The sequence below is a fragment of the Pseudomaricurvus alkylphenolicus genome (genome assembly GCF_011683955.1).
In the GTDB taxonomy this organism is placed as follows: domain Bacteria; phylum Pseudomonadota; class Gammaproteobacteria; order Pseudomonadales; family Cellvibrionaceae; genus Pseudomaricurvus; species Pseudomaricurvus alkylphenolicus.
Map to the genome: position 1 here is coordinate 453709 of NZ_JAAQPI010000003.1, position 25439 is coordinate 479147.

At 55.3% G+C, this 25439-nt stretch carries 16 protein-coding genes and 1 other RNA gene; 5 read left to right on the forward strand and 12 right to left on the reverse strand.

The features are described 5' to 3' along the window. Position 1 precedes the first annotated feature (1 nt). The 6 genes from HBA55_RS10715 to mraZ are packed head-to-tail and all read right to left on the reverse strand — an operon-like array spanning position 2 to position 6445. Complete coding sequence (locus tag HBA55_RS10715; protein ID WP_166990301.1) at positions 2–1417, reverse strand: UDP-N-acetylmuramoyl-tripeptide--D-alanyl-D-alanine ligase; 1416 nt, start codon at positions 1415–1417, stop codon at positions 2–4. Then, positions 1410–2900 (reverse strand): UDP-N-acetylmuramoyl-L-alanyl-D-glutamate--2,6-diaminopimelate ligase, encoded by a 1491-nt coding sequence (locus tag HBA55_RS10720; protein WP_166990303.1) that lies wholly within the window; start codon positions 2898–2900, stop codon positions 1410–1412. The genes HBA55_RS10715 and HBA55_RS10720 overlap by 8 nt, the downstream gene beginning before the upstream one ends. Further along, positions 2897–4726 (reverse strand): peptidoglycan D,D-transpeptidase FtsI family protein, encoded by a 1830-nt coding sequence (locus HBA55_RS10725; protein ID WP_240945995.1) that lies wholly within the window; start codon positions 4724–4726, stop codon positions 2897–2899. Before HBA55_RS10725 ends, HBA55_RS10720 begins: the two co-directional genes overlap by 4 nt. Beyond that, on the reverse strand, positions 4723–5004 hold the full coding sequence (ftsL, locus tag HBA55_RS10730) for a cell division protein FtsL (RefSeq protein ID WP_166990305.1): 282 nt from the start codon (positions 5002–5004) through the stop codon (positions 4723–4725). Before ftsL ends, HBA55_RS10725 begins: the two co-directional genes overlap by 4 nt. Positions 5005–5053: 49 nt before the next feature. Continuing rightward, the gene (rsmH, locus tag HBA55_RS10735) at positions 5054–5983 is read right to left on the reverse strand and encodes a 16S rRNA (cytosine(1402)-N(4))-methyltransferase RsmH (RefSeq protein WP_166990306.1); all 930 of its coding nucleotides are present in this window, start codon (positions 5981–5983) and stop codon (positions 5054–5056) included. A gap of 21 nt (positions 5984–6004) precedes the next feature. After that, the gene (gene mraZ, locus HBA55_RS10740; RefSeq protein ID WP_166990308.1) at positions 6005–6445 is read right to left on the reverse strand and encodes a division/cell wall cluster transcriptional repressor MraZ; all 441 of its coding nucleotides are present in this window, start codon (positions 6443–6445) and stop codon (positions 6005–6007) included. Positions 6446–7148: 703 nt separating this feature from the next. Here mraZ and HBA55_RS37795 point away from each other — a divergent pair. Continuing rightward, positions 7149–9422 (forward strand): nidogen-like domain-containing protein, encoded by a 2274-nt coding sequence (locus HBA55_RS37795; RefSeq protein ID WP_166990310.1) that lies wholly within the window; start codon positions 7149–7151, stop codon positions 9420–9422. Between the two features lie 63 nt (positions 9423–9485). Next, entirely contained in the window at positions 9486–11327 is a 1842-nt protein-coding gene (locus tag HBA55_RS10750; protein ID WP_166990312.1) for a GGDEF domain-containing protein, read from the forward strand. A 27-nt stretch (positions 11328–11354) separates the two neighbouring features. Here the strand turns inward: HBA55_RS10750 and rnpB are convergent. From rnpB to HBA55_RS10770, 4 genes are all read right to left on the reverse strand, one after another. After that, positions 11355–11721, reverse strand: an RNA gene (gene rnpB / locus HBA55_RS10755) — RNase P RNA component class A. Positions 11722–11760: 39 nt separating this feature from the next. Further along, positions 11761–14160: a TonB-dependent receptor gene (locus HBA55_RS10760; protein WP_166990314.1), complete on the reverse strand. Its 2400-nt coding sequence runs from the start codon at positions 14158–14160 to the stop codon at positions 11761–11763. A 268-nt stretch (positions 14161–14428) separates the two neighbouring features. Beyond that, positions 14429–15625 (reverse strand): iron-containing alcohol dehydrogenase, encoded by a 1197-nt coding sequence (locus HBA55_RS10765; RefSeq protein ID WP_166990316.1) that lies wholly within the window; start codon positions 15623–15625, stop codon positions 14429–14431. A gap of 31 nt (positions 15626–15656) precedes the next feature. Continuing rightward, complete coding sequence (locus HBA55_RS10770; protein ID WP_166990318.1) at positions 15657–17186, reverse strand: aldehyde dehydrogenase family protein; 1530 nt, start codon at positions 17184–17186, stop codon at positions 15657–15659. Positions 17187–17364: 178 nt separating this feature from the next. Between HBA55_RS10770 and HBA55_RS10775 the strand changes: the two genes are divergently transcribed. After that, positions 17365–18216, forward strand: coding sequence for a helix-turn-helix domain-containing protein (locus HBA55_RS10775; RefSeq protein ID WP_166990320.1), 852 nt, complete (start codon positions 17365–17367; stop codon positions 18214–18216). Between the two features lie 110 nt (positions 18217–18326). Here the strand turns inward: HBA55_RS10775 and HBA55_RS10780 are convergent, their stop codons facing one another. Both HBA55_RS10780 and HBA55_RS10785 read right to left on the reverse strand, forming a co-directional pair. Then, the gene (locus tag HBA55_RS10780; RefSeq protein ID WP_166990322.1) at positions 18327–19673 is read right to left on the reverse strand and encodes a glutamine synthetase family protein; all 1347 of its coding nucleotides are present in this window, start codon (positions 19671–19673) and stop codon (positions 18327–18329) included. A gap of 68 nt (positions 19674–19741) precedes the next feature. Next, entirely contained in the window at positions 19742–22006 is a 2265-nt protein-coding gene (locus tag HBA55_RS10785) for a TonB-dependent receptor (RefSeq protein ID WP_166990324.1), read from the reverse strand. Positions 22007–22253: 247 nt separating this feature from the next. On the opposite strand from HBA55_RS10785, the gene HBA55_RS10790 reads away from it, so the two are divergent. Both HBA55_RS10790 and HBA55_RS10795 read left to right on the forward strand, forming a co-directional pair. Continuing rightward, entirely contained in the window at positions 22254–23618 is a 1365-nt protein-coding gene (locus HBA55_RS10790) for an aspartate aminotransferase family protein (RefSeq protein ID WP_166990326.1), read from the forward strand. A gap of 162 nt (positions 23619–23780) precedes the next feature. Further along, the gene (locus HBA55_RS10795; protein WP_166990328.1) at positions 23781–25178 is read left to right on the forward strand and encodes an APC family permease; all 1398 of its coding nucleotides are present in this window, start codon (positions 23781–23783) and stop codon (positions 25176–25178) included. Positions 25179–25439: the final 261 nt, after the last annotated feature.

Below are 25439 nucleotides of genomic sequence, written 5' to 3' on the forward strand. Positions count from 1 at the left end.
GTTATTGTTCTCCGCCAGAGGTCAGTGCCTGCACGATGCACTCCGTTCGTGCACTCCGGGATCCTTTCACCAGTACCACCGTGTCGTCTGTGATGTGTTGTTGTAAATGTGTGATTAACTCACCCTGAGTTTTAAAGTGCTGTCCATGAGCTGTTGTATTGATGCCATAAAAGGCATCGCTGGCGTGTTGACTGTTGTTGCCCACTGTCAGCAGCCGGCCAATACCAAGAGCTTTGAGATCCAGCCCTAGCTGTTGCAGTGCCGCGTCGCCATCTTCCCCCAGTTCTGCGAGGTCGCCCAGCACCAGTACGGTCTCTCGACCCGTGTCTTGCAGATCCGTCAACACCCGGGCCGCCGCCATCACCGAACCCGGGTTGGCGTTGTAACTGTCGTCGATAATCACACTGGTGCCGGGCCCGACCAGAGGCAGCAGCCGACCTTTTACCGGTGTGACCTTAGCCAGACCTCGGGAGATCTGTTCAAGGCTTGCGTCGCATGCCATGGCGCAAGCCGCAGCCGCCAGCGCATTGGCAATATTCTGTCGTCCCATTAAAGGCAGCTGAACGTCAATCTCGCCTTTGCCACTGTTCAGACGGAAACCGTAGCAACCCAGCGAATCCAGTTTGATCTCAGAGGCGTAGAGGTCCGCTGCCGGATTTTCCGCTGCAAATCTCAACAGCTTGAGATCAGAGCGATTGCTTTGCAGCCATTGCATCCAACCATCGGCGTAAGGCTCGTCGAGGTTGATCACCGCAGTCCCACCGGCTTGCAAATGGCGATAGATCATCGCTTTTTCGCTGGCGACGACTTCTTCAGAACCGAAGCCCTCCAGATGGGCCGCCATGACGTTGTTTACCAGAGCCACCGTGGGTTGTGCCAGTGACGCCAGATAGTCGATCTCGCCCAACCCGTTGGCGCCCATTTCGACAACCGCAAGTTGACAGTCCGCCGGCATGGCCAACAGGGTTTGGGGCACACCAATGTGATTATTTAAATTACCTGCGGTGGCATGCACCGCACCAACTTCTGACAGAATGCTCGTCAGCATGGCCTTGACTGTGGTTTTACCGCAACTGCCCGTCAATGCGACCAAATGACTCGCATAATCCTCATGGCTTATTTTGGCCAGCTCGCCCAGGGCGCGAATTGTGTCGTCGACTTGCACCTGAGGAATGGACACTTGTGTACTGAATTCTTCCACCAGTGCCGCTGCCGCACCACAATCCGCCGCTTGTTGCAGAAAGTTATGGGCATCAAAACGCTCGCCGCGCAGAGCGACAAATAAATCCCCCGGCTGAATCGAGCGGGTGTCTGTACTTACGCGACTGATCTTCAATTGTTGCCCAGTCGTGAAACCGCTTTGCAGCTTGCCATTGAGGCGTTGCTGCAGCTGTTGCAGATCCAAAGTCTTATTCACCTTGAACCTCCCGTCGCTCCAGCGCTTCCCGCGCCACCTCCACGTCACTGAATGGCAGTTTTTCTCCCGCAATCAGTTGATAGTCTTCGTGGCCTTTGCCGGCCAGCAACACGCAGTCTCCCGGGCGGGCATTGGCAATCACGTATTCGATAGCTTCTCGACGGTCGACGATAGACTCTACCTGTTCCGGGCGGGCAAACCCGGCCATCACCTCTTCCAGGATCGCTTGCGGGTTCTCACTGCGGGGGTTATCACTGGTCGCCACCACCCGATCGGCCAATGCCTCACTGACACGCGCCATCAGTGGACGCTTGCCTCGATCGCGGTCTCCGCCACAGCCGAACAGGCACCAGAGATCACCCTCCGTCTGTTCACGAATTGCCCGCAGCACAGACTGCAACGCATCGGCGGTGTGAGCGAAATCCACCAGCACCGTCAAATCATCATCCGCTCCGCTAACGGCTTCAAGGCGACCGGGCACGGGACGAATACTCTTTAATGCCTCTCCCAGGTCCTGCTTGTCCAAAGCCCAACAACTGGCCGCCACCGCCAGTAAATTGCTGAGGTTAAATTCACCCCAAAGCGCCAACTCCAGCGGAATTTCAGCAGCCGGGGTATGCAGGGTTGCGCTCACCCCATGAGAACTGAATTGAACATTACTCAGATAGAAGTCCGCTGCGGGATTGTCCAGGCTATAGCGCCAAATCTTCACTGCGGGGGCGAGCCGCTGCTGGAATCGCTCCGCATAGGCATCATCAATATTAATGACCGCCGCTTTGAGTGATGGGCAATCCATTAACGCCACCTTGGCGTCGACGTAGCTGTCCAGATCACCGTGGTAGTCCAGGTGGTCGCGGCCAATGTTCGTGACCACCGCCACATCAAAAGCAAGGGCGGCCACCCGCCCCTGATCCAGGCTGTGAGAAGAAACTTCCATGGCGACTGTGTCGACACCTTGCGCCTGCATCTGGGCAAGGATGTGTTGTACTGTGATGGAATCCGGTGTTGTCATGCCGGTGTCAGTAAGCGACTGCGTTGCCGGGCCGTAGCCCAATGTTCCCAGACTTCCAGAGTTCTCACCTAAATGATGCAGAACCTGAGTCAGCCATTGGCTGCAGGTGGTTTTACCGTTGGTTCCGGTAATGCCGACCACTGACATCGCTTTTGAGGGTTCGTTATACCAGCGCCCGGCAATCAAACTTAAACGTCGGCTCAAATTGGGAACATCGATCTGCAGATGTGACCCCAGCATCTGCTCGCGCCAGGTATCGGCTTCCACCAAAACCAGCGCAGCACCGGCTTCAACCGCCGCGGGAATGTAGGAGGCACCGTGTTCGCGGCTGCCCTTCAGTGCCACAAACGTGTCCCCTGTATTGACCTTGCGACTGTCCAGACACAGGGGACCAACACTACGATCAGCACAGAGTTCAATGGCGGCATCCGGCAACAACTGACTTAGCGTTTTGTCGGCTCGCGGCGTCATGACAGCGGCCCCTTTTCAGCGCTTTGGGCTTTTCCGGAATCGGCCAGCGTTGCTTTGGTTGTCTGTGTGATTTTTGGCGGTACGTGCAGAAGGCGCAGCGCCCCTTCGGCTACTTTTGAAAACACCGGTGCAGCGACTTCTCCGCCAAAGTACTGGCCTGATTTGGGCTCTTCAATCACCACTACAGCCACAACCCGCGGATCAGCTGCAGGTGCCATTCCCGCGAATACGGAACGGTAACGGTCGTCGGCATAACCCTCCTTACCCACCTGGTGTACCGTGCCGGTTTTGCCCGCAGCCGGGTAAGATTCGATTTGTGCCTGACGGGCGGTACCCTCGGATTGCAAAACCGTCTTCAGCATGGCCACCAATTGCTGGGAAACCTCGCCATCCACTACTCGCTCCGGCTGAACCGTGCCGGCCTGACGCAGCAGACTGACCGGTTTTTTAAGGCCATGGTTGGCGACCACATTATAAGCCTGTGCCAACTGCAGTGCTGTCACGCTCATACCGTAACCAAAGCTGAAGTTGGCGTGCTCAATGTCAGTCCAGCGACGCCGATTTGGCAGCACACCAACGCTTTCACCGGGGAATCCGATGCCGGTTCCCTGCCCCAACCCCAAGCGGAAGAACATATCGCGAATTTGATCCGGCGTAAGGTCCAGGGCCACCTTGCTGATGCCCACCTGGCTGGATTTTGTGATCACTCGTGTGAGACTGATGCGGCCGTAGTTTTTGGGATCCAGCAGCGTTTTTTGTCCAACGCGAATATAGCCAGGGTGTGTATTAATGATGGTCCCTGGCGTGTAACGACCGGTTTCCAGCGCCGCCATTACGGTTAAGGGCTTCATGGTGGAGCCCGGCTCAAATTGATCAGTTACCGCACGATTGCGCAACGCCGCCATGCGAATGCCCTGGCGGTTGTTCGGGTTGTAGGAAGGCTGATTGACCATCGCCAGGATTTCACCTGTGTGGGTATCGAGCAACACCAGCGAGCCGGACTGTGCCTGGTGGCGAATCACCGCTTCTTTTAATTCACGGTAGGCAAGGTACTGCATGCGAAGATCAATACTGAGCTGAACATCCTTACCGGTTCTGGGGGCACGCAGCTCACCATCATCGCGAATAATGCGTCCCTTGAGATCCTTCAGCACGCGCTTGGAACCGGGAATGCCCGTAAGCCACTGGTCAAACGCCAGCTCCACACCCTCTTGGCCCTGTTCGTCAATGTTGGTGAAACCAACGACGTGCGCGGCCACCTCGGCCGCAGGATAATAGCGCTGGTACTCGGTGCGCCCGTAGACACCGGGCCAACCATTGGCGAGTACTGCCTCAGCTTCCTGTGGCGGCATTTTGCGCTTGAGATACATAAACTCTTTGCCAGCGTAGCGGGAAAACTTCTTTTCCAGACTCGCCGCATCCATTTTGATGGCTTTGGCCAAAGCGGCCACTCCCATGGCACCGGCCTGCCACTCTTTGGGATTGACCCACAGAGTCACTACAGGAGTGCTGACGGCCAGTGGCTCACCGTGACGATCAGTGATGACCCCCCGGTGGGCAGGCAACTCTTCGGTACGAACAGTACGTGCGTTGCCCTGGCCCTGGAGAAACTCAAAGCCCCGATCATTGCCGGGGACAACCTGCAACATGGCGACGTGCCACAGCAGACCCGCCATCAGGGCGGCAAGCAGCGTTAGCGCCAGAACAAATCGCCAACGGGCGATAGGCAGCACGGCATTTTCTGCACCCTTTTTCTCCGCAGCACGCCTGACCGCTCCCCTTGCCGGGCTGGCCGAATCGTTCTTGTCGCGACTCATACGACTCATGGCTGTACCATCACCAGCTGTTCGCCCTTGGGCACAATCATTTGCAATTGCTCACGCGCCTGCTGCTCAATACGACCGTAGGCAGACCAGGCACTCTGCTCCAACAGATACTGCCCCCACTGCTCATGCAAAAACGCCGCCTCACGCCGCAGCACTTCCAACTCATTAAGTTGCGTGCGGGATTCGTGGGTGCTGCGCACGACCGCCAGGGCGCTGCCAAGCACCAGTAGCCACAGCACCGCCAACACCGCTTTTGCCTTGAGATTGCTGCTGGTCATCGACCCGTCCGTTCAGCCCCGTTGATCCGTTATTCAGTCGTAGAAATGGTTATTGTAATTTTTCAGCAACCCGCATAACAGCGCTTCTGGAGCGCTGGTTAGCATTTACTTCGCCCGATTTTGCCTTGACCGCCTTGCCGATGGATTTAAGGCGACGGTTAAGCTGGGATTCCATCAACGGCAGCCCCGCGGGAACATCCTGGCCCCTCTCATGGTGGCGAATAAATCGCTTCACCATACGATCTTCCAGGGAGTGGAAACTGATCACCACCAATCGCCCTCCCGGGCGCAGGACTTCCAGCGCCTGATCCAGGAAACTCTCCAGATCTCCAAGCTCATTATTCACTTCGATGCGGATGGCCTGAAATGCTCGAGTGGCAGGATGTTTGCCTTTTTCCCAGGCGGGATTGGCCTCGGCAACGATGTTGGCCAGGCGACCTGTACGGGTAATGGGCGCCTCTTCGCGAGCTTTGACGATGGCACGCGCCATGCGCTTGGCGAAGCGCTCCTCGCCGTACACTTTTAGCACACGAGCGATTTCAGTTTCATCGGTGGTATTCACCCACTGCTCCGCGCTGATGCCCGATGTGGTATCCATGCGCATATCCAGCGGCCCGTCATTGAGAAAGGAAAACCCCCGCTCCGCCACATCCAGCTGCGGAGATGACACCCCCAGGTCGACCAGTACGCCATCCACTTGGCCGTCCCAGCCCCGGGCATCCATATAAGAACGCAGTTGAGCAAAAGATCCATGTTCAATAGAGAAACGGGCGTCGGCCTGCTCAAGCGCCTGTCCCTCAGCGATGGCCGTTGGGTCTTTATCGATGCCTACAAGCTGCCCCTGTGGTCCCAACTGGTCGAGTACCAGACGGGAGTGACCGCCGCGACCGAAGGTGCCGTCGACATAGATGCCGTCGACATTGCTCACCAGTGCATCGACAGCCTCTTGCAGCAATACCGTTATATGTTGGTCACTCATGGCGGCCACCCAGTGGTTTCATTACAGCGTCAGCCCCTGCAGCTCTTCAGCCAGTTCATCGTCATCCTGCTCTTCCAACAGAGCATTCCAGCTTTCCTCACTCCAGAGTTCGGCTTTTTCGTTCAATCCCACCAACACCAGTTTTTTATCCAGCCCGGCATATTCACGCAGTATGGCGGGCAGCAGCACACGGCCATTGCCATCCATCTCCAATTCAGTGGCGTTACCCAGAACCAGGCGCTGAATGCGGCGGACCGATTTTTTGGCATTGGGGAGAGCACTCAAGGTGGCAGCGACATCGCGCCACTGATGCTCCGGATAAATGTTCAAACAGCGCTCATAGGGGTTGGCAGTAACGACCAGACGGCCGCTACAGGCAGCAGTAAGCACATCGCGATACTTGCTAGGTATCGCCATGCGTCCTTTTGCATCCATATTAATGGATTGGCTGCCCTGAAACACGTTTCACCCCAAGTTGGAAAGATTGGGCACTGACCACCACTCAGCACCACAAATACTCCACGAAAAAACACTTATATCCACTTTTTACCACACTGCCACTATAAGTCGGCACACTGCAAAGTCAAGGAATTGCGCAGCTAAATAGAGGAAACATGAAGGGAATATCGGCGAACTGGCCGCGAACGGGCCTGAAACCCCAATACGAATGCGTATGAATTTTCTTAAATTACAATAGACTAAAGCACAAACTTAAAGTATTACTTTAAGTATGGTATTTTCTTGGCATTGATAAGGATAAACAGAAGGGGAAGGAGTGGGGATTTGACCCACTGGAAGCCGCCTGGCGCCTTGCTTTGCATCAAAGGCCGATGCAGGGCATCCTAACCGCGTCTTTTCGCTGCAACAAAGGAGAATTAACCTTTGTATTGCACGATATTAAAAGATCTTTTGCCTGGCAACCCCTTTATTGAGATTGACAGCTTTGATTTTGAACCAGGTTTTACCTGTATGCAAGTACAGCAGTTTAAGAAAAGGGCAATATAAAGATGAGCAGGATGCCACCTGGCTCACAGAATTGCCCTTCAAAGCTTTGAGCGGTGGGTGCTACACTCATGAGGTAGTAGCGCCTTTTTGGATCATAGTGCCTGATGCCCGCAGAGGATGTCCCCTGCGCTAACAATTATTTTTAACAAGGAAGCCTGACATGGGATCACTGAACAGCCCCTTCCCCTCCGATGGAAGCTCTGGAGGCTCTTCCGATAGCCAAAACCCCCTCCTGCCGGATGACGCTGAAGTTTCTGAAGACGCGGGCGAACTGGTCGACGGCCTGGGCGGCGAATTCGGGTTTGGAGAAAATGTCGTATCGCGTAACGATGACGGTTCCAGCCCACTGGTGGATATCACGAGCGTATTCCCGGATGGTATCGATTTCTTCGGCACCACCTGGACAGGCATCTACATCAATACCAACGGTAATATTACCTTCGAACGGGCGCTCTCCTCTTTTACTCCCAACGTCATCGGCGAGAATTTTGGCTCCCCAATTATTGCGCCATTTTGGGCGGACGTAGATACCCGCGCCGAAAGCACCTCGTTCACCAACGGTGGCAATTCCCGGGGTACAAACCAAGTCTGGTACGACCTGGATACAGAGACCAACACCATCACCGTTACCTGGGATGATGTGGGCTATTACAGTCGCCATACCGACAAACTCAACGCCTTCCAGTTGCAATTGGTTAATACCGGTGACGCCGGCGACTTTGACATCATTTATCGCTATGAGGCCATCAACTGGGTGACCGGCGACGCCAGTGGCGGCACCAACGGATTGGGCGGAACCCCGGCCCGAGCGGGATTTGCCGCCGGCGACGGCATTAATTATTTCGAATTTTTCTTCTCCGGCGACGAAGCTTTTATGCTCAACCTTGAGCGCCTGCTGCTCGCTGGCTCAGAAGAGCCCGGCGTCTGGCGCTTCTCCGTCCGGGATGGTCGCGTCGTAGGTGTCGGTCAGGAAAACGTCGATGACGTTCTGGAAGGCACCGAAAACGCTGACATCATGGATGGCCGCAGCGGTAATGACACCCTGATTGGCCTGGGCGGCGACGACACCATGGTGGGCGGAGAAGGAGACGATACCCTGCGCGGCGGTGATGGCGACGATGACCTGATTGGCGGCACCGGTACCAACGCTATCTTTGGCGACGCCGGCGACGATACGGCCGTGTATGCCATCACCCGGGATCAGGCCAATATTGCCCATCTGGGCGGCACCACCTATACCGTCAGCGGCCAAATCGGCGGTGTAGACTTCAGCGACACCTTGAACGACGTTGAACATTTGCAGTTCGAAGACGTGACTTTAACCTTCGGCGTCGATGAGATCAGCAACGTCATTGAGGGCACTGAAGAAGGCGAAAGCCTGACTGGCAGTACCGGCAACGATACCATCAACGGCCTGGGCGGCGATGACACCATTAATGCCGCCGGTGGCGACGATGTGCTTGATGGCGGCGACGGAGATGACACTCTGAATGCAGGCGATGGTAACGACCGCTTGATCGGAGGCACCGGTACCAATGCCCTGTCCGGTGAAGACGGCGATGACAGTGCCGTATTCGCGCTGGCTCATACGGACGCCACCATTATCGAAAACGAAGACGGCACCATTAGCGTCAGCGGCCAATTGGGCGAAAACCCATTTGCTGACACCTTGACCGGCATTGAACGCCTGAGCTTTACAGACTTCGACTTGCTGTTCGGCCAGGACGATGCCGATGACAACCTGACAGGCAGCGCCAACAACGACAAAATGGAAGGTCGCGGTGGCGATGACACCCTTACCGGCGGCGCCGGTGACGACTTCCTGATTGGCGGCACCGGCACCAATACGCTGATGGGTGACGATGGCACCGATACTGCCGCCTATGCTGCGATCCGCAATAGTGTTGAGATCGCAGACAATGGCGACGGCACTTATGCGCTGACAGGCCTGCTCGGTGAAACCGCATTCTCCGACAGTCTCTCCGGTATGGAACGCCTCAACTTCTCAGACGGCGATATGACCATCGAGAGAGCCATAGAGATCCGCGAGACACAGAAAGAAGTGGCACGGCTCTTTAGCGCGCTCTTCGACCGGATGCCGGCTGAAGAAGGCTTACGGTACTGGGTCAACGACATCAGCACCTCCATAACGATCCAGGGCGCAGCACACGCGTTCACCCAATCTCAGGAGTTTATCGATCTCTATGGCGCGGCGGTATCCGACGAAGAGTTCGTCACGCTGCTGTATAACAATATTCTGGATCGAGATCCTGCAGCTGCGGGTTTGGAGTATTGGCTGGCTGAGCTGGCGGTGACTGAGGATCGTGGAGCGGTGATTGTCAGCTTTTCTAACTCTGAGGAATTTATTAATAACACAGAGGCCGAGATTGATAACTACCTCGCCAACATTGCCCTGACAGATTACATCCTCTAACCCAATGGGGCCGAGCGTCGCCACGCGACAAAGTCTCGGCCCCTGATTTCTATTACAGTTGTCATGGATGTATTCAGCTGTCTGCTGCGCTCCCTATTGGTACTGCTGCTCACCGGATTCGCTTCCTATTTGAGTGCCCAGACCAAAACTCTTGACTGCCCAACTGCCCCGGTTGAACAAGCAAGCGTCAACCTGCAGTGCCTGCACATCAGCAACCAGATCGAGCTTAGGGGGCACTGGCAGCTGGATTTTAAAGCTGAGCAGGGCAATTTTCACTTTCAAGGGCTGGCCCCGGTGCCTCTGCGCTGGATGCAGCTGGTTGGTAATGAGAGCAGACTTTTCCGCGGAAAGGGGGTTTACCGGCTCAGTTTATCGGGCGGGCAGAACCTGCCACCGTTATCCCTGGCGTTGCCTCGCATCTGGGCGGGCCGGGAGATTTCCATTTTGCATACCGACGGTCGGGTAACGACTTTACTCCGCGCCGGCGATCTTGACGACAGAAACAACATCCACCGTGCACCGGTTTCGGAACAACTGTTATCCCTGCCTCCATTGGAAGAGGGTGCACAGTTGCAGATTTCCTTGGGGAGTTATGAAACCCGGTTTGCCGGACTCTGGCAGGCGCCAGTCATCGGCATCAACACCGAGCTACAAAGGCAGTTTGTCGCCCGCAAGAGTGGCGCCATTGCCGTCTCCACAACCCTACTGTTGTTTGTCGGCGTGATTCTGGCGTTGCGACGGATACAGATTCGCGAACAAGGTATGCTGGCACTCGCCTTCACAGCCACTTGCCTGGCCACCCGACAAATCAACAATTCGGGGGTTATTTATGACCTGTTCCCGACGCTTACCTCAAGTACCGATGCGTACATCAGTTGGCTGAGTTTTCTGTTTGGCGTATTGGCAGGTTTCTATTACCTGTTCTTGCGTTTTCAGCCCCGTATTCCCATTTGGGTAGCCTCGCTGCCAATGGGCGCCGCACTGCTGCACATCGGTCTGGTCGTGACCGCCGACCTTAACACGGTGCAACAATTCGGGAACATCCTGCGTCCGCTTATCGCACTGATGGCCTTTGTTTCCTTCGGATATATGATCCGGCATCTGGCCAACAGCTCCCTGGATGACCTGCTGACACTGGGTGGCTTTTGTCTGATTGTCGTTGCCTTGGGATTCGACATCGCCTACTTTCACTTTTCCCAGAGCGATTTACTGGTCCCCATGACCTCTCTTGCCTGGATCGTGTTCATTGGTTCCCAGACTTATCTCTTTTCCCGACGCTATTTCGACACACTTCAACAGAATGCTCTTCTGAACCAAGAGTTATCCGAACTGAACCAACACCTGGAACAACGTATTCTCGCGAGAACCCAAGAGCTGGACGCTAAAAACCGGGAATTGGAAATACTCTCTCGAACAGATACCCTCACGGGCCTGGCAAACCGCTGGGTGGTGCAAGAGTTTGTCCAACAGGAATTTTCTCGTTTAAAACGGCAGCCATCCACGCTGTCGGCTGCACTGCTGGACGTGGACTTCTTTAAGAAAGTCAATGATTGCCACGGTCACCAGGCCGGTGATGAGGTATTGAAAGCTGTAGGCAAACTGCTGAGCGAATCGGTACGGGAGATGGATTTGGTGGCACGCTGGGGCGGTGAAGAATTCTGTGTCATATTCCCCACCATCAATGAGCAGGAAGCTTTTCAGATTATGGAGCGCATACGAACCAAACTCTCGACCTCCCCCATCAAAACCTCAAACGGTAGCGTTGTCGAAGTTACCTGCAGCACCGGCGTCGCCTCTACAGACCAACCGATACCGCTGGAGCGTTTAATGGAAGAGGCAGACCGTGCGCTATATGACGCCAAGAAACAGGGCAGGAATCAGACCAAGCTTGCGCAGGCGCTTTGAGCACTGCCAGAGAAAACACCTGAAGAAAAATAGAGCAGGTCGATAAGCCGGGTTCTGTCGCGGACAATCATTCATCTAGGGCCAGCGTCGCCACTGGCCTCAAGCAACCTACCCGCCTTCAGTGCGGGTCACACCAACGAAGGCCTATTTGGTCTTGCTCCGAACGGGGTTTACCATGCCGCAAGCTGTTGCCAGTTGCGCGGTGCGCTCTTACCGCACCCTTTCACCCTTACCTGTGCTGCCCCTTGCCGAAACAAGAGATAGCCATCGGCGGTCTGCTCTCTGCTGCACTTTCCGTAGGCTCGCGCCCCCCAGGCGTTACCTGGCGTTCTACCCTATGGAGCCCGGACTTTCCTCCCCCCGCAAAGCGGGCGGCGATTGTCTGACCTGCTCTGGGGCGCAGGGTAGCGCCTAAGCAGGCAGATAGCAATAGTTAGAACCTCAATGTGCCCTGCAGGGCGACACTGGAGGAGCGGTCATAGAAGCCGTAGTAAACCGCACCTGCTCCACCGGTAAAGGTTGTCGCCAGAGGGGCGATATTGCCAAAGCTCACGACCTCCTCATCGGTCAGATTCTTACCCACCAGGGCGAGGTCCCACTGGCCATCTGCCGCACCGATGGATATCCGCGCATTGACCTTGGTAAATGAATCTTGCTCCAGATTCGGATCCAGTGCCGGTGACGCCAGATAGGAATCGCTATAAACAAAATCCACGGTCCCCCGCAGCTCCAGCGTATCGCCTAGCGGACGGACATAATCCGCCGACAAACTGGCCTGATATTCCGGAGTAAACTCTCGCCTTTTGCCGGTGACGTCACACAGCCCCGGATTGCTGGTGCTGTTAGGCTCTTGACCGAAATAACATTGAGCATTGGGAAATTTGTCATATTCAAAGTCAAGGTACGCGGCAGATCCTGACAGCGTCAAACCTTCACTGACTCTCCAGCGCCCATCGAGCTCAAGCCCCTGGCTGGTGGCTTCACCTGCATTAGTTACATTGAACCCAAGAGTGCCATCAAACTGACTGGTTTGAAGATCCGTATATTCAGTTCTGAAGAGCGCCACGTTGAGCTCAGCCGCACCGTCAGCCAGAGTGAATTTGCCGCCAAATTCGATGCTTTCAGCCTCCTCTTCTTCGTATTCGAATACGCCCTGCAGATCGATCGCGAATGCTCTCATCGCATTGACAACCGATGAATCAGGATGAGCATTGGAACGCACGTCAAATCCACCGGATTTAAAGCCCGTGGTGTAGGTGGCATAGAGCATAGCGTCCGGTGTTACGTCATACTGGAAAGTGACCAGAGGAGTGAACGCTCCTTCGTTGCGATCATCCGCAATCTGCGCGTATGGTTCGATACGAAACAACCCATAAAAAACATTGAGATCGTCCGCCATTGTACCTACCGGTGTTGGTGTTCCCGTTTGATCGATATGCACCTGCAGGCGAGACGCTTCTTTATCTTCATCGGTATATCGAGCTCCCAATGTCAGGCGCGCTGCATCACTGATATTCCAAGTGACCTGAGCGAAGATCGACCAAAGATCCGTATCCTGCTCAAACGCCCGATTCGTCGATGTATTTGCAACTACCGTAGGGTCCTCAAGGCCCAGAGCTCCCAAAGTTCCGGCCAACCCTGGCACCAATAAACTGTCGGAAGGAATAATGATGGCATCAGTAAAATCCAGCTCTGAACTCTGGTAAAAGAAACCTGCAATGTAATCCAGAGTTTCTCCACCCGGCGAGGTTATGCGAATTTCCTGACTGAATTGCTCAAAATCTTCAGTCGTATCGACGGTGAAGATTGATGCACCCGTAAAGTCACAATCACATATTTCCCTGTACTCGTAGGCGTTGTAACCTGTGACCAGGGTCAGCGTGTGATCACCAATTGCGTAATCGATATTCAGCGTTACGTTTTCAGTGTCATTGACACTGGTGTCACCATTGGCCTGTCGATTAAAGTCCTGATCTGTATCCAGAACATACTGACCACCGGTGAGCAGGGACAAAACCCCCGCATAGGACGCCCCAACAGGATTCACGATTTCCAAAAACCGGCCCTTGGTATCAAAAGAACCATCTTCCACTTTTAGGTTAATCGTCAAATCGTTGTTCACGTCCCACTTCAAACTACCGCGAATAACTCTTTCTTCCTCATCCGACTCCGGGCGATCCAGAGTGTCATTGTCATAGTAACCATCAATGGTGCGATCCAGGATCGCCAGGCGACCCGACAGGTTATCCGTCAGCGGGCCTGACAACACCAGGCGAACATCCGTTTCTTCGTGGTCCGGCTCGTAGAGCGCCGAGATCGAGCCCTCAAATTCATCCGTAGGTTTGGCAGTGAGCATACTGATGGCACCGGCAATACTGTTCTTGCCAAACAGAATACTCTGCGGCCCACGCAACACCTCCACCCGTTCCAGATCCATAAACGGCGCCCGCGCCAGTTGCGCACGACCGTAATAGATACCATCCACATATTGGCCCACTGACTGCTCAAAGCCCTGATTGATACCGGAACTGATACCGCGAATGGCGATAATGGTTCCGATACCCGTCTGATTCATGGTGAGGTTGGGCACATAGGCTGTCATGCCTTCCAGATTGGTAATGCCCGCCTCATTCATCTTGGCGCCATCCACCGCATTGACGGAGATGGGCACGTCCATAAGGCTTTGCTCGCGCTTCTGTGCGGTCACTACAACCTCTTCGAGCGCATAGGTTTCCGCATGGGATAAATGTGGCACGGCCAAACCAGCGGCGGCAACCATTGCAGTGGATATCGAAGTGGAAAGAAGGGTGCGACGAAGAGTGTGCTTGCTCATAAAGCCTGCTCCAATTTCTCTCTGTAGGATTATTTATTGGACTTCCAACAGTGATGACGCATGGTGTTGTGCAATGGGGACAATGCGCCTTGTCCATTAAGTTTTGTTCAAGATTCCGGGTCTCGCAAGTTGAATCACTTCGATATCTGGTTATTTTTAATCGCTTTTTAACTCATTTTGGCCCAACAGGAAAACAAAGGCGCCACCTTGCCACAATCTGCCGAAGAAGCGCCTGAACAGTATTCACCGTGACCGGCCGGTCTTGACCTTAACCCACCGCCTTGGTGGCAATCCGCTGAATGCGATCCACAGGTATGGGGTAGAAAAGCGCGGCCGGATCGGACGCAATCGCCACTATCTGACGCTCCAGGTCTTCGACACTGACATGCCAACGCTTAAAGTCCGTGGCACAGCCAATACGCTGCTGAAACTGACGCAGATGCTCCACCACATCGGCCAACAAAGATTCGCCGCTGGCGTTGCTGTCGAGGTTAAGTGCCTGTGCCAATCGGGACGCATTGGCCGCATAAAATTCCGGCAGAGCTTCCATCACAATCGGCAATAACACGGCATTGGCATCACCATGGGGCACATGATAGAGACCACCAAAGGCATGGGCACAGTTGTGCACCGGGATAGCATTCAGGGACATCATAAAGGCGTTGATTGCCATGGTGCTGGCCTGGATCATATTGTTGCGCGCGTCGATATCCTTACCGTTTTGCACCACCTTGGGCAGGTTCTGTTCAATCAATTGAGCCGCCAACAACGCATGCGCATCCGAGAAGTGATTGGCACTGGGGGAGGCAACCGCCTCCAACGCATGGGTCAGTGCATCCATACCGGTTGAAGCCGTTAAGCCAGCAGGTAACCCAACCGTCAACTGGGCATCCAGCAGCGCCATATCCGCTTCAATAAATGGTGCCGCCAGGTTGCACTTGATGCCCGTCTCTTCGTTCAGGAATACGGCACCAGCGGACACTTCGGCCCCTGTCCCGGCGGTCGTGGGTACCGCAATATGGGGAATAGAAATGGGCTGGGCGCTTGGCCAGCTCTCCAGACGAATCCCACCGTCAACCACTTCCCGAAAGTCAGTCAGATTGTGATGCAATGCGTACTTAACACCTTTGGCGGCATCCAGAACACTGCCGCCGCCCACGGCAAGAATTGAATCGGCCGCGATTTCCCGGGCATACCTCAGGGCTGCATTGACGGCATCACAACCGGCGTCCGGTGTAATTTCCGGGTAAACTCCCACCAACTTTGGCGTGGTGCCGGAGTTCATGTTTTCAAACACCTGCACGACTTTATCAACGATGCCCACCTGCTTTAGACCAGCGTCGCTGAGCAGCAAAACCCGTTTGGCACCGAGCCCTTCGAACAAACTGGGCAAGCGCACGATTCCACCCACCGCACAGTGTACCGCGGTGCGCATGTTGTATTGAAAGTATCCTGTCTTAGACATGTTATTTGCCTCGATAAATTTGCAGCGGTGATTACGGCATTTGGGTGTGGACAATACGATGCAGCTTCTTGGCCGCCGGATTGCGCTCAAACGATGTGGATACCGACTTGGTTTCCACATAGCTGCTCAAACTGTACTTACCAAATTCACGGCCGTAGCCACTTTGCTTAAAACCACCGAAAGCGGCATCACCACGCATCATGTGCCAGTCGTTGATCCATACCGAACCCGCCTGCAATTCCCGGGCGATGGTTTGCGCCTGCACCAGATCCTCCGTCCAGACGCCCGCGGACAGTCCATAGTCAGAGTCATTGGCCATCGCAACAGCATCGTCAAGATCACTGTATTTAATAACCGATAGCACCGGTCCGAAAATTTCTTCTCTGGCAACCTTCATGGCGTTGGTCACATCGGCAATAACCGTGGGCTCGACGAAAAAGCCGCCTTCACAACCCTCAACATCAGCGCGCTTACCACCCGTGACAATACGAGCACCCTCAGCCTTGGCTGAGTCAATATATTGCAGGACTTTGTGAAAGTGGCTCTCGCTGGACATGGGGCCCATGCCCGTCGCCGGATCCATGGGATTACCCAGCACCACCCGCTCGGAGAGGGTTTTTAAGCGCTGCAGAAGATCCTCGTAAATGCTCTCATGCACCAGCAATCGCGTACCGGATTCGCACGCCTGACCGGCATTGAGATAAACGCCCCAAAGCGCGCCATAGGCGACTCGCTCCAGGTCGGCATCGGGCAGTACTATACCCGGCCCCTTGCCACCAAGCTCCAGGGTGACTCGCTTCATGGTTAGCGCGGCATTCTGTTGAACGCGGCGGCCCATGTTGGTGGAGCCGGTAAAAGAAACCTTATCGACATCCGGGTGCAGCGTCAGCGCCTCACCGACGACCGAGCCCGGCCCGGAAACCACATTCAACACCCCCTTGGGCAGCACCTGATTGAGCAATTCCACCAACCTAACCGTAGAGGTTGGTGTATTCTCTGCGGGCTTGACCACCATGGTATTGCCGGCTGCGAGCGCCGGTGCCACCTTCATGGCAAACAGCAGCATTGGGAAGTTCCAGGCGGTAATCAGCGCACAAACACCGATCGGTTCGCGCCAGATTTGCGTATGCGTCAGCTCGGGCAGAGGCTTGGCGGGCAAGGACTCCACAAAGGGAAATTGTTTGACTTCATCGGCGAGGGTGGTGAAGAGATCGGCCACCGCCAGCAAATCCAGACCGCTAACCCGATTCAGGGTACCGCCGGAACAGGTTACCTCCAGCACTGCCAGTTCCCGGGCATTGGCCAGCACCACCTGAGCGCACTGCTGTAGGATTCTAGCGCGATTTTCCGGTGCCATACGCCGCCAATTGGCATCGCCATAAAATGCCTTTCGGGCCGCCGCCACGGCACAATCCACATCATTCTGATTGCCGCAGGCGGCTTCGGCCACGACGTCTCCGGTAGCCGGATTGATCACCGGCGAATACTCGCCACTGTCCGGCTCGCAAAATTCGCCGTTGATAAACAGTGGAAAGCGCTGCAGCTGGTTCGCTGTTGGCATCTCTTGTCTCCCAGGTAAGAATAGAAGGGTCTCACTCAATCTCGACGCCCAGTATAGAAACACCCCGCCTTCGCCATTTGCCCCTACGCGCCAGATGCCAGTCGAGATTTGACCGTTAGCGCCAACGGGCAACTTCAGCTACCATTGCCCGAACAGCATTAATAAGACTGACAACGCTATGTCTCGTCCATCGCCGTCCCGCCTGGCCACTTTCAGCCATCACGCCAGCTCCCTGCTGGAACACCTGCAGAGTGATGACTACCCCACCCGGCTGACCGACATGTTCAAGGATCTGATCGACCTGGACGACGTCTCCATTATTCTGTACCCGTTTGAGGATATGCCGCTGTGCGAATACCTGGAATCCCCCGACCAGGGCGGCAGCCTGCATATGGACAGTTTCGTCAAGGCGCCGTTTTTGCTCGACCCCTTTTACCTGGCTTCCGTAGAAGGTAACTATGGGTTTTTCCGGTTAAAGGACCTGGCGCCCAAAGGGTTTCGGCAAAGTGAGTACTACAACAGCTGGTACCGCTTGTCTGGCTTGCATGACGAATGCGGTTACATCATCGATCTGGGCGGGGGCAGCTTTGTCAACGTTTCTCTGGGGCGCACGCTGAACCCGGCCAACTTCCGCAAGGCGGAGCTGGATCTGTTGCGGGACATCACACCGATGGTTAACACCCTGGTGCAGAAACGCTGGGCTTCGGCACCGGGCCAGCAGAACAAACTGCGACTGCAACTCCAGACCGCTCTCAACTCCTTTGGCGACAGCCTGCTCACCGAACGGGAAAAGCAGGTCATCAATATGATTTTGCGCGGCCACAGCACCCGCTCGCTGTCGGAGAAGCTATCGATTTCAATGGAGACAGTAAAGCTGCACAGAAAACACGCCTACGCCAAGCTGGAAGTCAGCAGCCAGGCGGAACTGTTTTATCTGTTTATCGATTCGCTGATGAGCGTAGAGAATTATGAGGAGGGCGATGCGCTGGCGACTTATCTGAACCTGCGCACCGGGGGGCAAGCCACTTAGCTCCACGCCAACCCAGGAACGTAAAACTAAGGTGGATTACGCTTCGCTAATCCACCCTACAATTACAATGAATATGCATTAAACCATTTCATATCACGCGGGAATGGATACTAAAGATACGTTTCGTACTCCAGCGCTGAAATCTGGCCGCTAAACTCATCCAGCTCCTGCAGTTTCACGGCACTAAACGTGCGCTGAAAAGGCTCGCCCAGATAGCGGCCCACAAACTCGGAGTGGGCAAATCGATGGTGCGCCAGAAACCATTGCGTAGGCAGATCCGGCTCGCTTTGTTCATAACCATTACCCTCGATAGGCGCGGGCGCATCCAGGCGCTCTTCAATGCCACGCAGGATACCCGCCAGGATCGCCGCCACCACCAGATAAGGATTGGCATCCGCTCCGGCCACTCGATGCTCGATTCGCTTCGCCTGAGGTTTATCCGCCGGCACACGAACGGAGACGGTGCGGTTTTCGTAGCCCCAATTGGCCGCCAGTGGTGCGTGTGAACCGCGCTGAAAACGTCGATAAGAATTGAGATGAGGAGCAAACATTAACATGGTGTCGGCCATGCCAGCCAGGCAGCCGGCGATGGCGTGCCGCAATAACTCGCTGCCCTCCTCAGTACCGTTATTGAAAGCATTTGCTCCGGCTTTGTCTATCACGCTGCAATGCACGTGCATACCATTGCCCGCTTGATCACCAAAGGGCTTGGCCATAAACGAGGCCCGATAGCCATGTCGCTTCGCCACGCCTTTGATAACTCGCTGTAACATAAATGCCTGATCGGCGGTGCGCAGGGCATCATCCTGGTGATAGAGATTGATTTCGTATTGGGACGGTGCCGCCTCTTTAATCAGTGTGTCCACCGGCAATCCCTGCACCTCGCAGGCGTCGTAGATATCGTGCATCAGATCACTGACGTCCTGCATGGCTTCGATGCCGTAGGTACTGCCCGCCCCCATAGTCGCTCCGAGTTCGGACTGGGTATGACAGGGCCGCCCCTGCTCGTCCAACTCCTGTCGAAACAGGGAAAACTCCATTTCGCAGGCCACTACCGGAGTCAGGCCCAAGCGCTGAAAACGCTCCATCAGTGCCCGCACCACATTGCGGCCGTCGTAGGCGCAGGGCTCCCCGGTGACTTCACTCATGGACAACAACACCTGACCGGTTTTGCGCTTTAACCAAGGTACCGGTACCAGGGTGTTAATATCCGCAACAGCCAGACCATCAGCGTCACCGCTGTCAAACACCAGTGCTTCGGGATCGCGGCCCCAGATATCAAAGGCCAGACTGCTGATGGGCAACTTGAGACTGCCGGCAAAGGCTTTTTCGATCTTGTCTCTGGCGATCCACTTGCCGCGCTGGCGGCCATTGAGATCGGGAAGTATCACCTCGAACATTTCGATATCGGGGTGTTGTTCCAGAAACTGTTGCAGATCCGTATGTTGAGTTGGCATAAATTGTCCCAAAGTCGCTGTAGGGTGTGAGGAGAACATGGGGGGCAATGCCCCCCCGAAAGATTTGATCAGAAGCTCATGTCCAGCGTCAGACCAATAGTGCGTGGTTTGGCGGGCCAGACCAAAGAGTTCAACAAACCGAATCCGGCAGTGTCGTCTTCATCCGCGTTTTCCCAACCCCGCTCGAAGTACTCTTCTTCGAAAATATTGGTTGCCCACAGGGTCAGGGACCATTCGTCATCGCTCTCGTAACCCAGCCGCAGGTCCACTTGATCCCAGGCATCAACCTTGGCGAGATCGAAATTACCGGTACCGCCAAACATTTCATCCTGGTACACGTACTGCACGGTGTAGAACATGTTGCCGCCTGACACCGGCTGGTTATAGGTTGCAATCAGGCTGCCGCTGACTTCCGGTGCCATCGGTAAGTGGTTGCCCTTACTGCCATCACCCTCTTCAATTTCTTCAGTGATCTCACTGTCTTGCCAGGCAAAGGCGGCACGGATATCCCAATTTTCACCGGGGGTCCAGTGGGCATCCATTTCAATGCCCTGGTTCTCCGCCTCGCCCAGATTTTTCACCAGCTGGGAGCCACTTTCAAAGATAATCAGTTGCAGATCGGTATAGGTGTAAAAGAAGTACGCCACGTTCAGGTGCAGACTGCCATCCAATAATTTGGTCTTGGCGCCGACCTCGTAGCTATCAGTCTCCTCTGGCTCAAACGCCAGAGGCATTCCCGCTTCCAGCTGCCCGCCAAATTCGAAGGTACCGTCATTGGCGATACCGAACGTGGAATAACCACCGGTTTTGTAGCCTTTGGAGTAGTTGGCGTAGAGGCCGATATCTTCGTTAACCATGTAGTTAGCGGCGATACGGGGCGTGAATTCGCTCCAGGAATCGTCGTCTTCGACAAAGCCGTCAGTGTAAAACTCCCAAGAGAAGGTGTTGCCAAGTGCACCGCCACTGTCAAGCACCTGGGTTTTCATCTCTTTGTTGTCGACGGTATAACGACCACCGATGGTGATATCCAGATCCGCGGTCGCCTGCCAGGTCACATCTCCGTAAACAGACCAACCATCGCTTTCCAGTTCATTGATATTCACTTCCGCTTTATCGGTCAGAATGTCCGCCGGATCAATATCGTCTTCCCAGTAAGCTTCAAACACCGGATCGTCACAACCAGCGGCGCCACCGCCCTCATCCGTTTCAATAATAGCGATACAGAGATGGTCTTCGTTGTAAGCGTTGGTGAAGGTGGCATCCACCGTCTCGCGGTAAATACTGGCGCCGGCAAACCAGGTAATGTCGCCGCCACCATCGTAGTTAAGACGGAATTCCTGACTGAAATAATCCACTTCCTGCGATTGGCCGTAGTTGTTCACATACAACGCCGTGCCGTCGAAATCTTCCAGATAGTCAAAATCGTAAGTCTTGTAGCCGGTGGTGGAAACCAGCGTGTAATTTTCTGCCAAATCCCAGGTAATATTGGCGGTGACGGTAAGAATTTCGCCGCGGTCAAAACCTTCGCCACTGAGATCAGACGCAACCTTGTCTTCCGGCAAACCATTGGTGGGCGTCCAGTAAACAGACGGCGCCTGCTCACGATCTTCGTAAGTCAAACGGAATACCGCATCCACTTCATCGCCGGCATAGCGCAGTGCCAGACGGGTGGAGGAGAGTTCTTTTTCCCCCAGCTCCTTGCCGTCAACGGTATTGTCGAGCCAGCCATCTGCTTCGCTCCAATAGGCGGAGCCACGGAAGTAAAGACTGTCGGTCAGGGGCAGGTTAACCGTTCCCACGGCTTCGATTTCGCCGTATTCGGCTATCGTCAAACTGATATTGCCCTCGAACTCATCCACCGGCTTATTACTCAGGATATTGATCCCACCGGCAATGGCATTACGACCAAACAGGGTGCTTTGGGGCCCCTTTACCACCTCAGCGCGAGCCAGGTCATAGAAGGCCATTTGCACACCACCGTTGCGACCGGCCCAGATGCCATCCTGGAAAATCGCCACAGAAGGGTCACCACCGATACCAAAGTCATTGGTACCAATACCGCGAATGGCAAGGGCATCAATAAAGCTGTCTTCCGTTTTGCCATTGAAGCCCGGCGTTAAATCCACCAGGCCGCGCACATCACCGATGCCCATTTTGGCCATCATGTCCCCTTCAAAGGCGGACACCGCCACCGGCACCTCCTGCAGGGTCTGTTCGCGCTTCTGCACTGTGACGATCACCTCCTCGATCACCGCCGCCAGCAGCGTCGGGCTAAAGGCCGATAGACCTAAAACGGAAGCGATAATGGGTTGCTTTAGTCGTGATATGTTCATAATCCGCTCTTCTGTGAATAGTTGGTTTTTTGAATTCTTGTTATGAGGCTTACGCCCACCACCGTCAGCTGTGACGGCGGATGCTAAACACCTTATGCCCGTTGGCGCAAAGAAAACATAACCCCAAAGGGTTGTACGGGCAGTGCGCGAACCACCCCTATGGGGTTAAGTTCATTTGCCTCAGGCTGTGTCAGACTGTGTGACAGGATCAAATACACAACCTTATGATTTATAGAGGAGATTCACGATGACGCAAGCGCGCAGCACTCAGCAGTGGCAGGCCCTGGACCAATCTCACCACTTACATCCTTTTACCGACTTCCAGCAGTACGCTGGTAAGGGCGGCCGCATTGTGACCGGCGCTGAGCACATCTATATCATGGACTCCGATGGCAACCAGATCCTCGACGGCATGTCCGGCCTCTGGTGCTGCAACCTGGGCTACAGCCAGAGCACCATCAACGAAGCCATTACCAATCAGTTGCAGCAACTTCCTTACTACAACAACTTCTTTAATTGCTCCAATCAGCCCGCGGTGGAACTGGCCAAAGCACTGGTCGACGTCACCCCGGCCGGTTTTAACCACGTTTTCTTCACCAACTCCGGCTCTGAAGCCAACGACACCAACATTCGCCTGGTGCACCGCTACTACGACCTGCTGGGCAAACCCGAGAAAAAACACATCATCAGCCGCAAGAACGGCTACCACGGCAGCACCATCGCCGCCGCCTCCCTGGGCGGAATGGACTACATGCACAAGCAGTTCACCGGCCTGAACTATGTACACCACATCGCCCAGCCCCACTGGTTTGCCGATGGCGGTGACCTCAGTCCCGAAGAATTTGGCCTGCAAGCTGCCAAAGAACTTGAGGCCAAAATTGACGAACTGGGTGAAGACAAAGTCGCCGCCTTTATCGCCGAGCCGGTACAAGGTGCCGGTGGCGTTATCGTGCCGCCTGCAACCTACTGGCCCGAAATCCAGCGTATATGCCGCGAGCGCGACATCCTGCTGATCTCCGACGAAGTCATCTGCGGATTTGGCCGCACCGGCAACTGGTTCGGCTGTGAGACCTTCGGCTACGAGCCTGACCTGATCACCTTCGCCAAAGCCGTCACCAACGGCTACCAGCCCCTGGGCGGTGTTATGGTGGGTGACAAGATCGCCAACGTGCTTATGGCCCACGAAGGCGAATTCGCCCATGGTCTCACCTACTCCGGCCACCCGGCGGCGGCAGCGGCGGGTATTGCCACATTGGACATTCTCAAGAACAGCCAGATCATCGAAAACAGTGGCGAAATCATGGACTATTTCCAGCAGCAACTGCGCACCCTGGCAGACCACCCCATTGTGGGCGAAGTTCGCGGCCTGGGCATGTTCGCCGCGCTGGAGCTGGTTAAAGACAAATCCTCCCGTGAACGCCTGGCGCCAGAGTCGGCAGGTGCGGTCTACTGTCGCGACCAGGCCATCGGCAATGGTCTTATGGTGCGAGCCGTGGGCGATGCCATGGTCAGCGCCCCACCACTGATCTGCAACCGCGAGGAAATCGACACTCTGGTTGATCGCCTCAATCGTGCACTGGATGCCACTGCCGGTCACTATGGTTTGAAATAATTTGGGGTTTGAAATAATTTGGGGTTTGAAATAACTATCCCGCTATCGGGGGATGGCTTTAGCGCCATCCCCGTGGCAAAAATCTACTTTCAACCCTATGCTGACTGAACAGATCGGACCTCCCAACCCCGACCGTCAACAATAAAAAGAGATCCTGACGCCATGACCGACGCCATCACTCACCGCAAGACGCTGGGTCAAAAGGACATGGTGTTGTTCACCGTCTCCGCCATCCTGCTGCTGGACACACTGGCGGCAGCCGCTTCCGTGGGTGCTTCAGCGATCACCTGGTGGCTACTGCTGGGAATCATATTCCTGGCACCCTTCGCCCTGATCTGCGCCGAAATGGGTTGCGCCTACCCCGAGCAAGGCGGCATCTACGCCTGGGTCAGAGACGCCTTCGGCCGCCGCTGGGCCTCCCGCGCCACCTGGGGCTACTGGGTTAACACCGCTGTCTGGGTTCCGGCCATCTACATCCTCTTTGCCGGTATCTACAAACAACTGTTCGACCCCGATCTCTCCCTGGTTGGCCAAATCACCATTGGCATCGTACTCACCTGGGTCGCCGTCGCCGTCAACGTCATCACCCTCAACGTCGGCAAATGGATCCCCAACCTCGGCGCCATCCTCAAAGTCGTTATCTTTGTCGCCATTGTGATCGGTGGCTTCCTTTACACCCAAAACCATGGCATGGCCAACCCACTGACCTTCGAAACCCTCAAACCCGACTGGGGCAGCAGCCTGCAATACATCCCCGCCATCATCTACGGCATGCTCGGATTCGAACTGGTCAGCGCCGGCAGCGACGAAATGAAAAACCCGGCGCGAGACGTCCCCCGCTCCATCTTTATCTCCGCCATCGTCATCATCGCCCTCTACGTCCTGGGCACCACTGCCGTACTCGCCGCCATCCCCTCCGCCGACATCAACCTCGTCGAAGGCTTGATGGACACCTTGAACCTGTTCTTTGGCGGCAGCGACACCGGCAAACTATTCGCCCTCACCCTGGGCGTCGCCGCCCTCTTTACCTTCTTCTCCAACGGCGTCACCTGGGCCATGGGCTGCAACCGCGCCGCCGCCGAAGCCGCCAACGAAGGCGAACTGCCCCGCTTCTTCGGCATCGAAAGCAAAACCCGCGGCACCCCGGTGGGCGCCGCCATCCTTATGGGCATCGTCAGCACCCTGACCCTCAGTCTCTACGGATTTATGGCCGGCTCCAACGAAGACCTGTTCTGGTCCCTGTTCGCCTTCAGCGCCGTCATCTTCCTGCTGCCCTACCAGGGCATGCTGCTGGCCTTTGTCAAAATGCGCATTACCGACCCAGAGCACCCGCGCCCCTACAAAATTCCCGGCGGACTGCTTACCGCCCGAATACTGGCCTACACCTGCATGGCGGTACTGGCACTGAGCATCGTCCTGTTTGTTTACACCCCGGGCGAAGGCATTCAGTGGCCAGTACTGATCGGCGTCATCGTCACACTGGCGATTGGAGAAATGGTGATCCGCTCCGCCGAAGGTCACAGAGTCAACAGTAACCCACTGTCTCACGAAGCGGCATAAAATTGAGGCACAAAACCCAGCGCACCTCGATGCAAAGGTGGCTGGGCGTTTCGTTTTCAGAGCATTAAAGAGGGCGCCGAAAGAGCCAAAAAGACCGGCGTTTTTTGCCGGGCTTTTTGGTGACTGAGGGTAGGCCGGAGGGCCGACCGACCGCTCTGAAAACGGAACGCCCAGCCGCCGATTGAGGCACCCAACCCGACGCCTTCCCAGATTCGGGCAAGTGCCTACTGTTGAAACCCGCCACATCGTGGCCAATTAAAC

Excerpts from the sequence above, each read along its gene's own strand:
- HBA55_RS10775 (WP_166990320.1), top strand. The coding sequence starts at position 17,365 with ATGTCTCGTCCATCGCCGTCCCGCCTGGCCACTTTCAGCCATCACGCC.
- HBA55_RS10780 (WP_166990322.1), bottom strand. The coding sequence starts at position 19,673 with ATGCCAACTCAACATACGGATCTGCAACAGTTTCTGGAACAACACCCC.
- HBA55_RS10785 (WP_166990324.1), bottom strand. The coding sequence starts at position 22,006 with ATGAACATATCACGACTAAAGCAACCCATTATCGCTTCCGTTTTAGGT.
- HBA55_RS10750 (WP_166990312.1), top strand. The coding sequence starts at position 9,486 with ATGGATGTATTCAGCTGTCTGCTGCGCTCCCTATTGGTACTGCTGCTC.
- HBA55_RS10790 (WP_166990326.1), top strand. The coding sequence starts at position 22,254 with ATGACGCAAGCGCGCAGCACTCAGCAGTGGCAGGCCCTGGACCAATCT.
- HBA55_RS10760 (WP_166990314.1), bottom strand. The coding sequence starts at position 14,160 with ATGAGCAAGCACACTCTTCGTCGCACCCTTCTTTCCACTTCGATATCC.
- HBA55_RS10795 (WP_166990328.1), top strand. The coding sequence starts at position 23,781 with ATGACCGACGCCATCACTCACCGCAAGACGCTGGGTCAAAAGGACATG.
- ftsL (WP_166990305.1), bottom strand. The coding sequence starts at position 5,004 with ATGACCAGCAGCAATCTCAAGGCAAAAGCGGTGTTGGCGGTGCTGTGG.
- rsmH (WP_166990306.1), bottom strand. The coding sequence starts at position 5,983 with ATGAGTGACCAACATATAACGGTATTGCTGCAAGAGGCTGTCGATGCA.
- HBA55_RS10765 (WP_166990316.1), bottom strand. The coding sequence starts at position 15,625 with ATGTCTAAGACAGGATACTTTCAATACAACATGCGCACCGCGGTACAC.
- HBA55_RS37795 (WP_166990310.1), top strand. The coding sequence starts at position 7,149 with ATGGGATCACTGAACAGCCCCTTCCCCTCCGATGGAAGCTCTGGAGGC.
- HBA55_RS10720 (WP_166990303.1), bottom strand. The coding sequence starts at position 2,900 with ATGACGCCGCGAGCCGACAAAACGCTAAGTCAGTTGTTGCCGGATGCC.
- HBA55_RS10770 (WP_166990318.1), bottom strand. The coding sequence starts at position 17,186 with ATGCCAACAGCGAACCAGCTGCAGCGCTTTCCACTGTTTATCAACGGC.
- HBA55_RS10725 (WP_240945995.1), bottom strand. The coding sequence starts at position 4,726 with ATGAGTCGTATGAGTCGCGACAAGAACGATTCGGCCAGCCCGGCAAGG.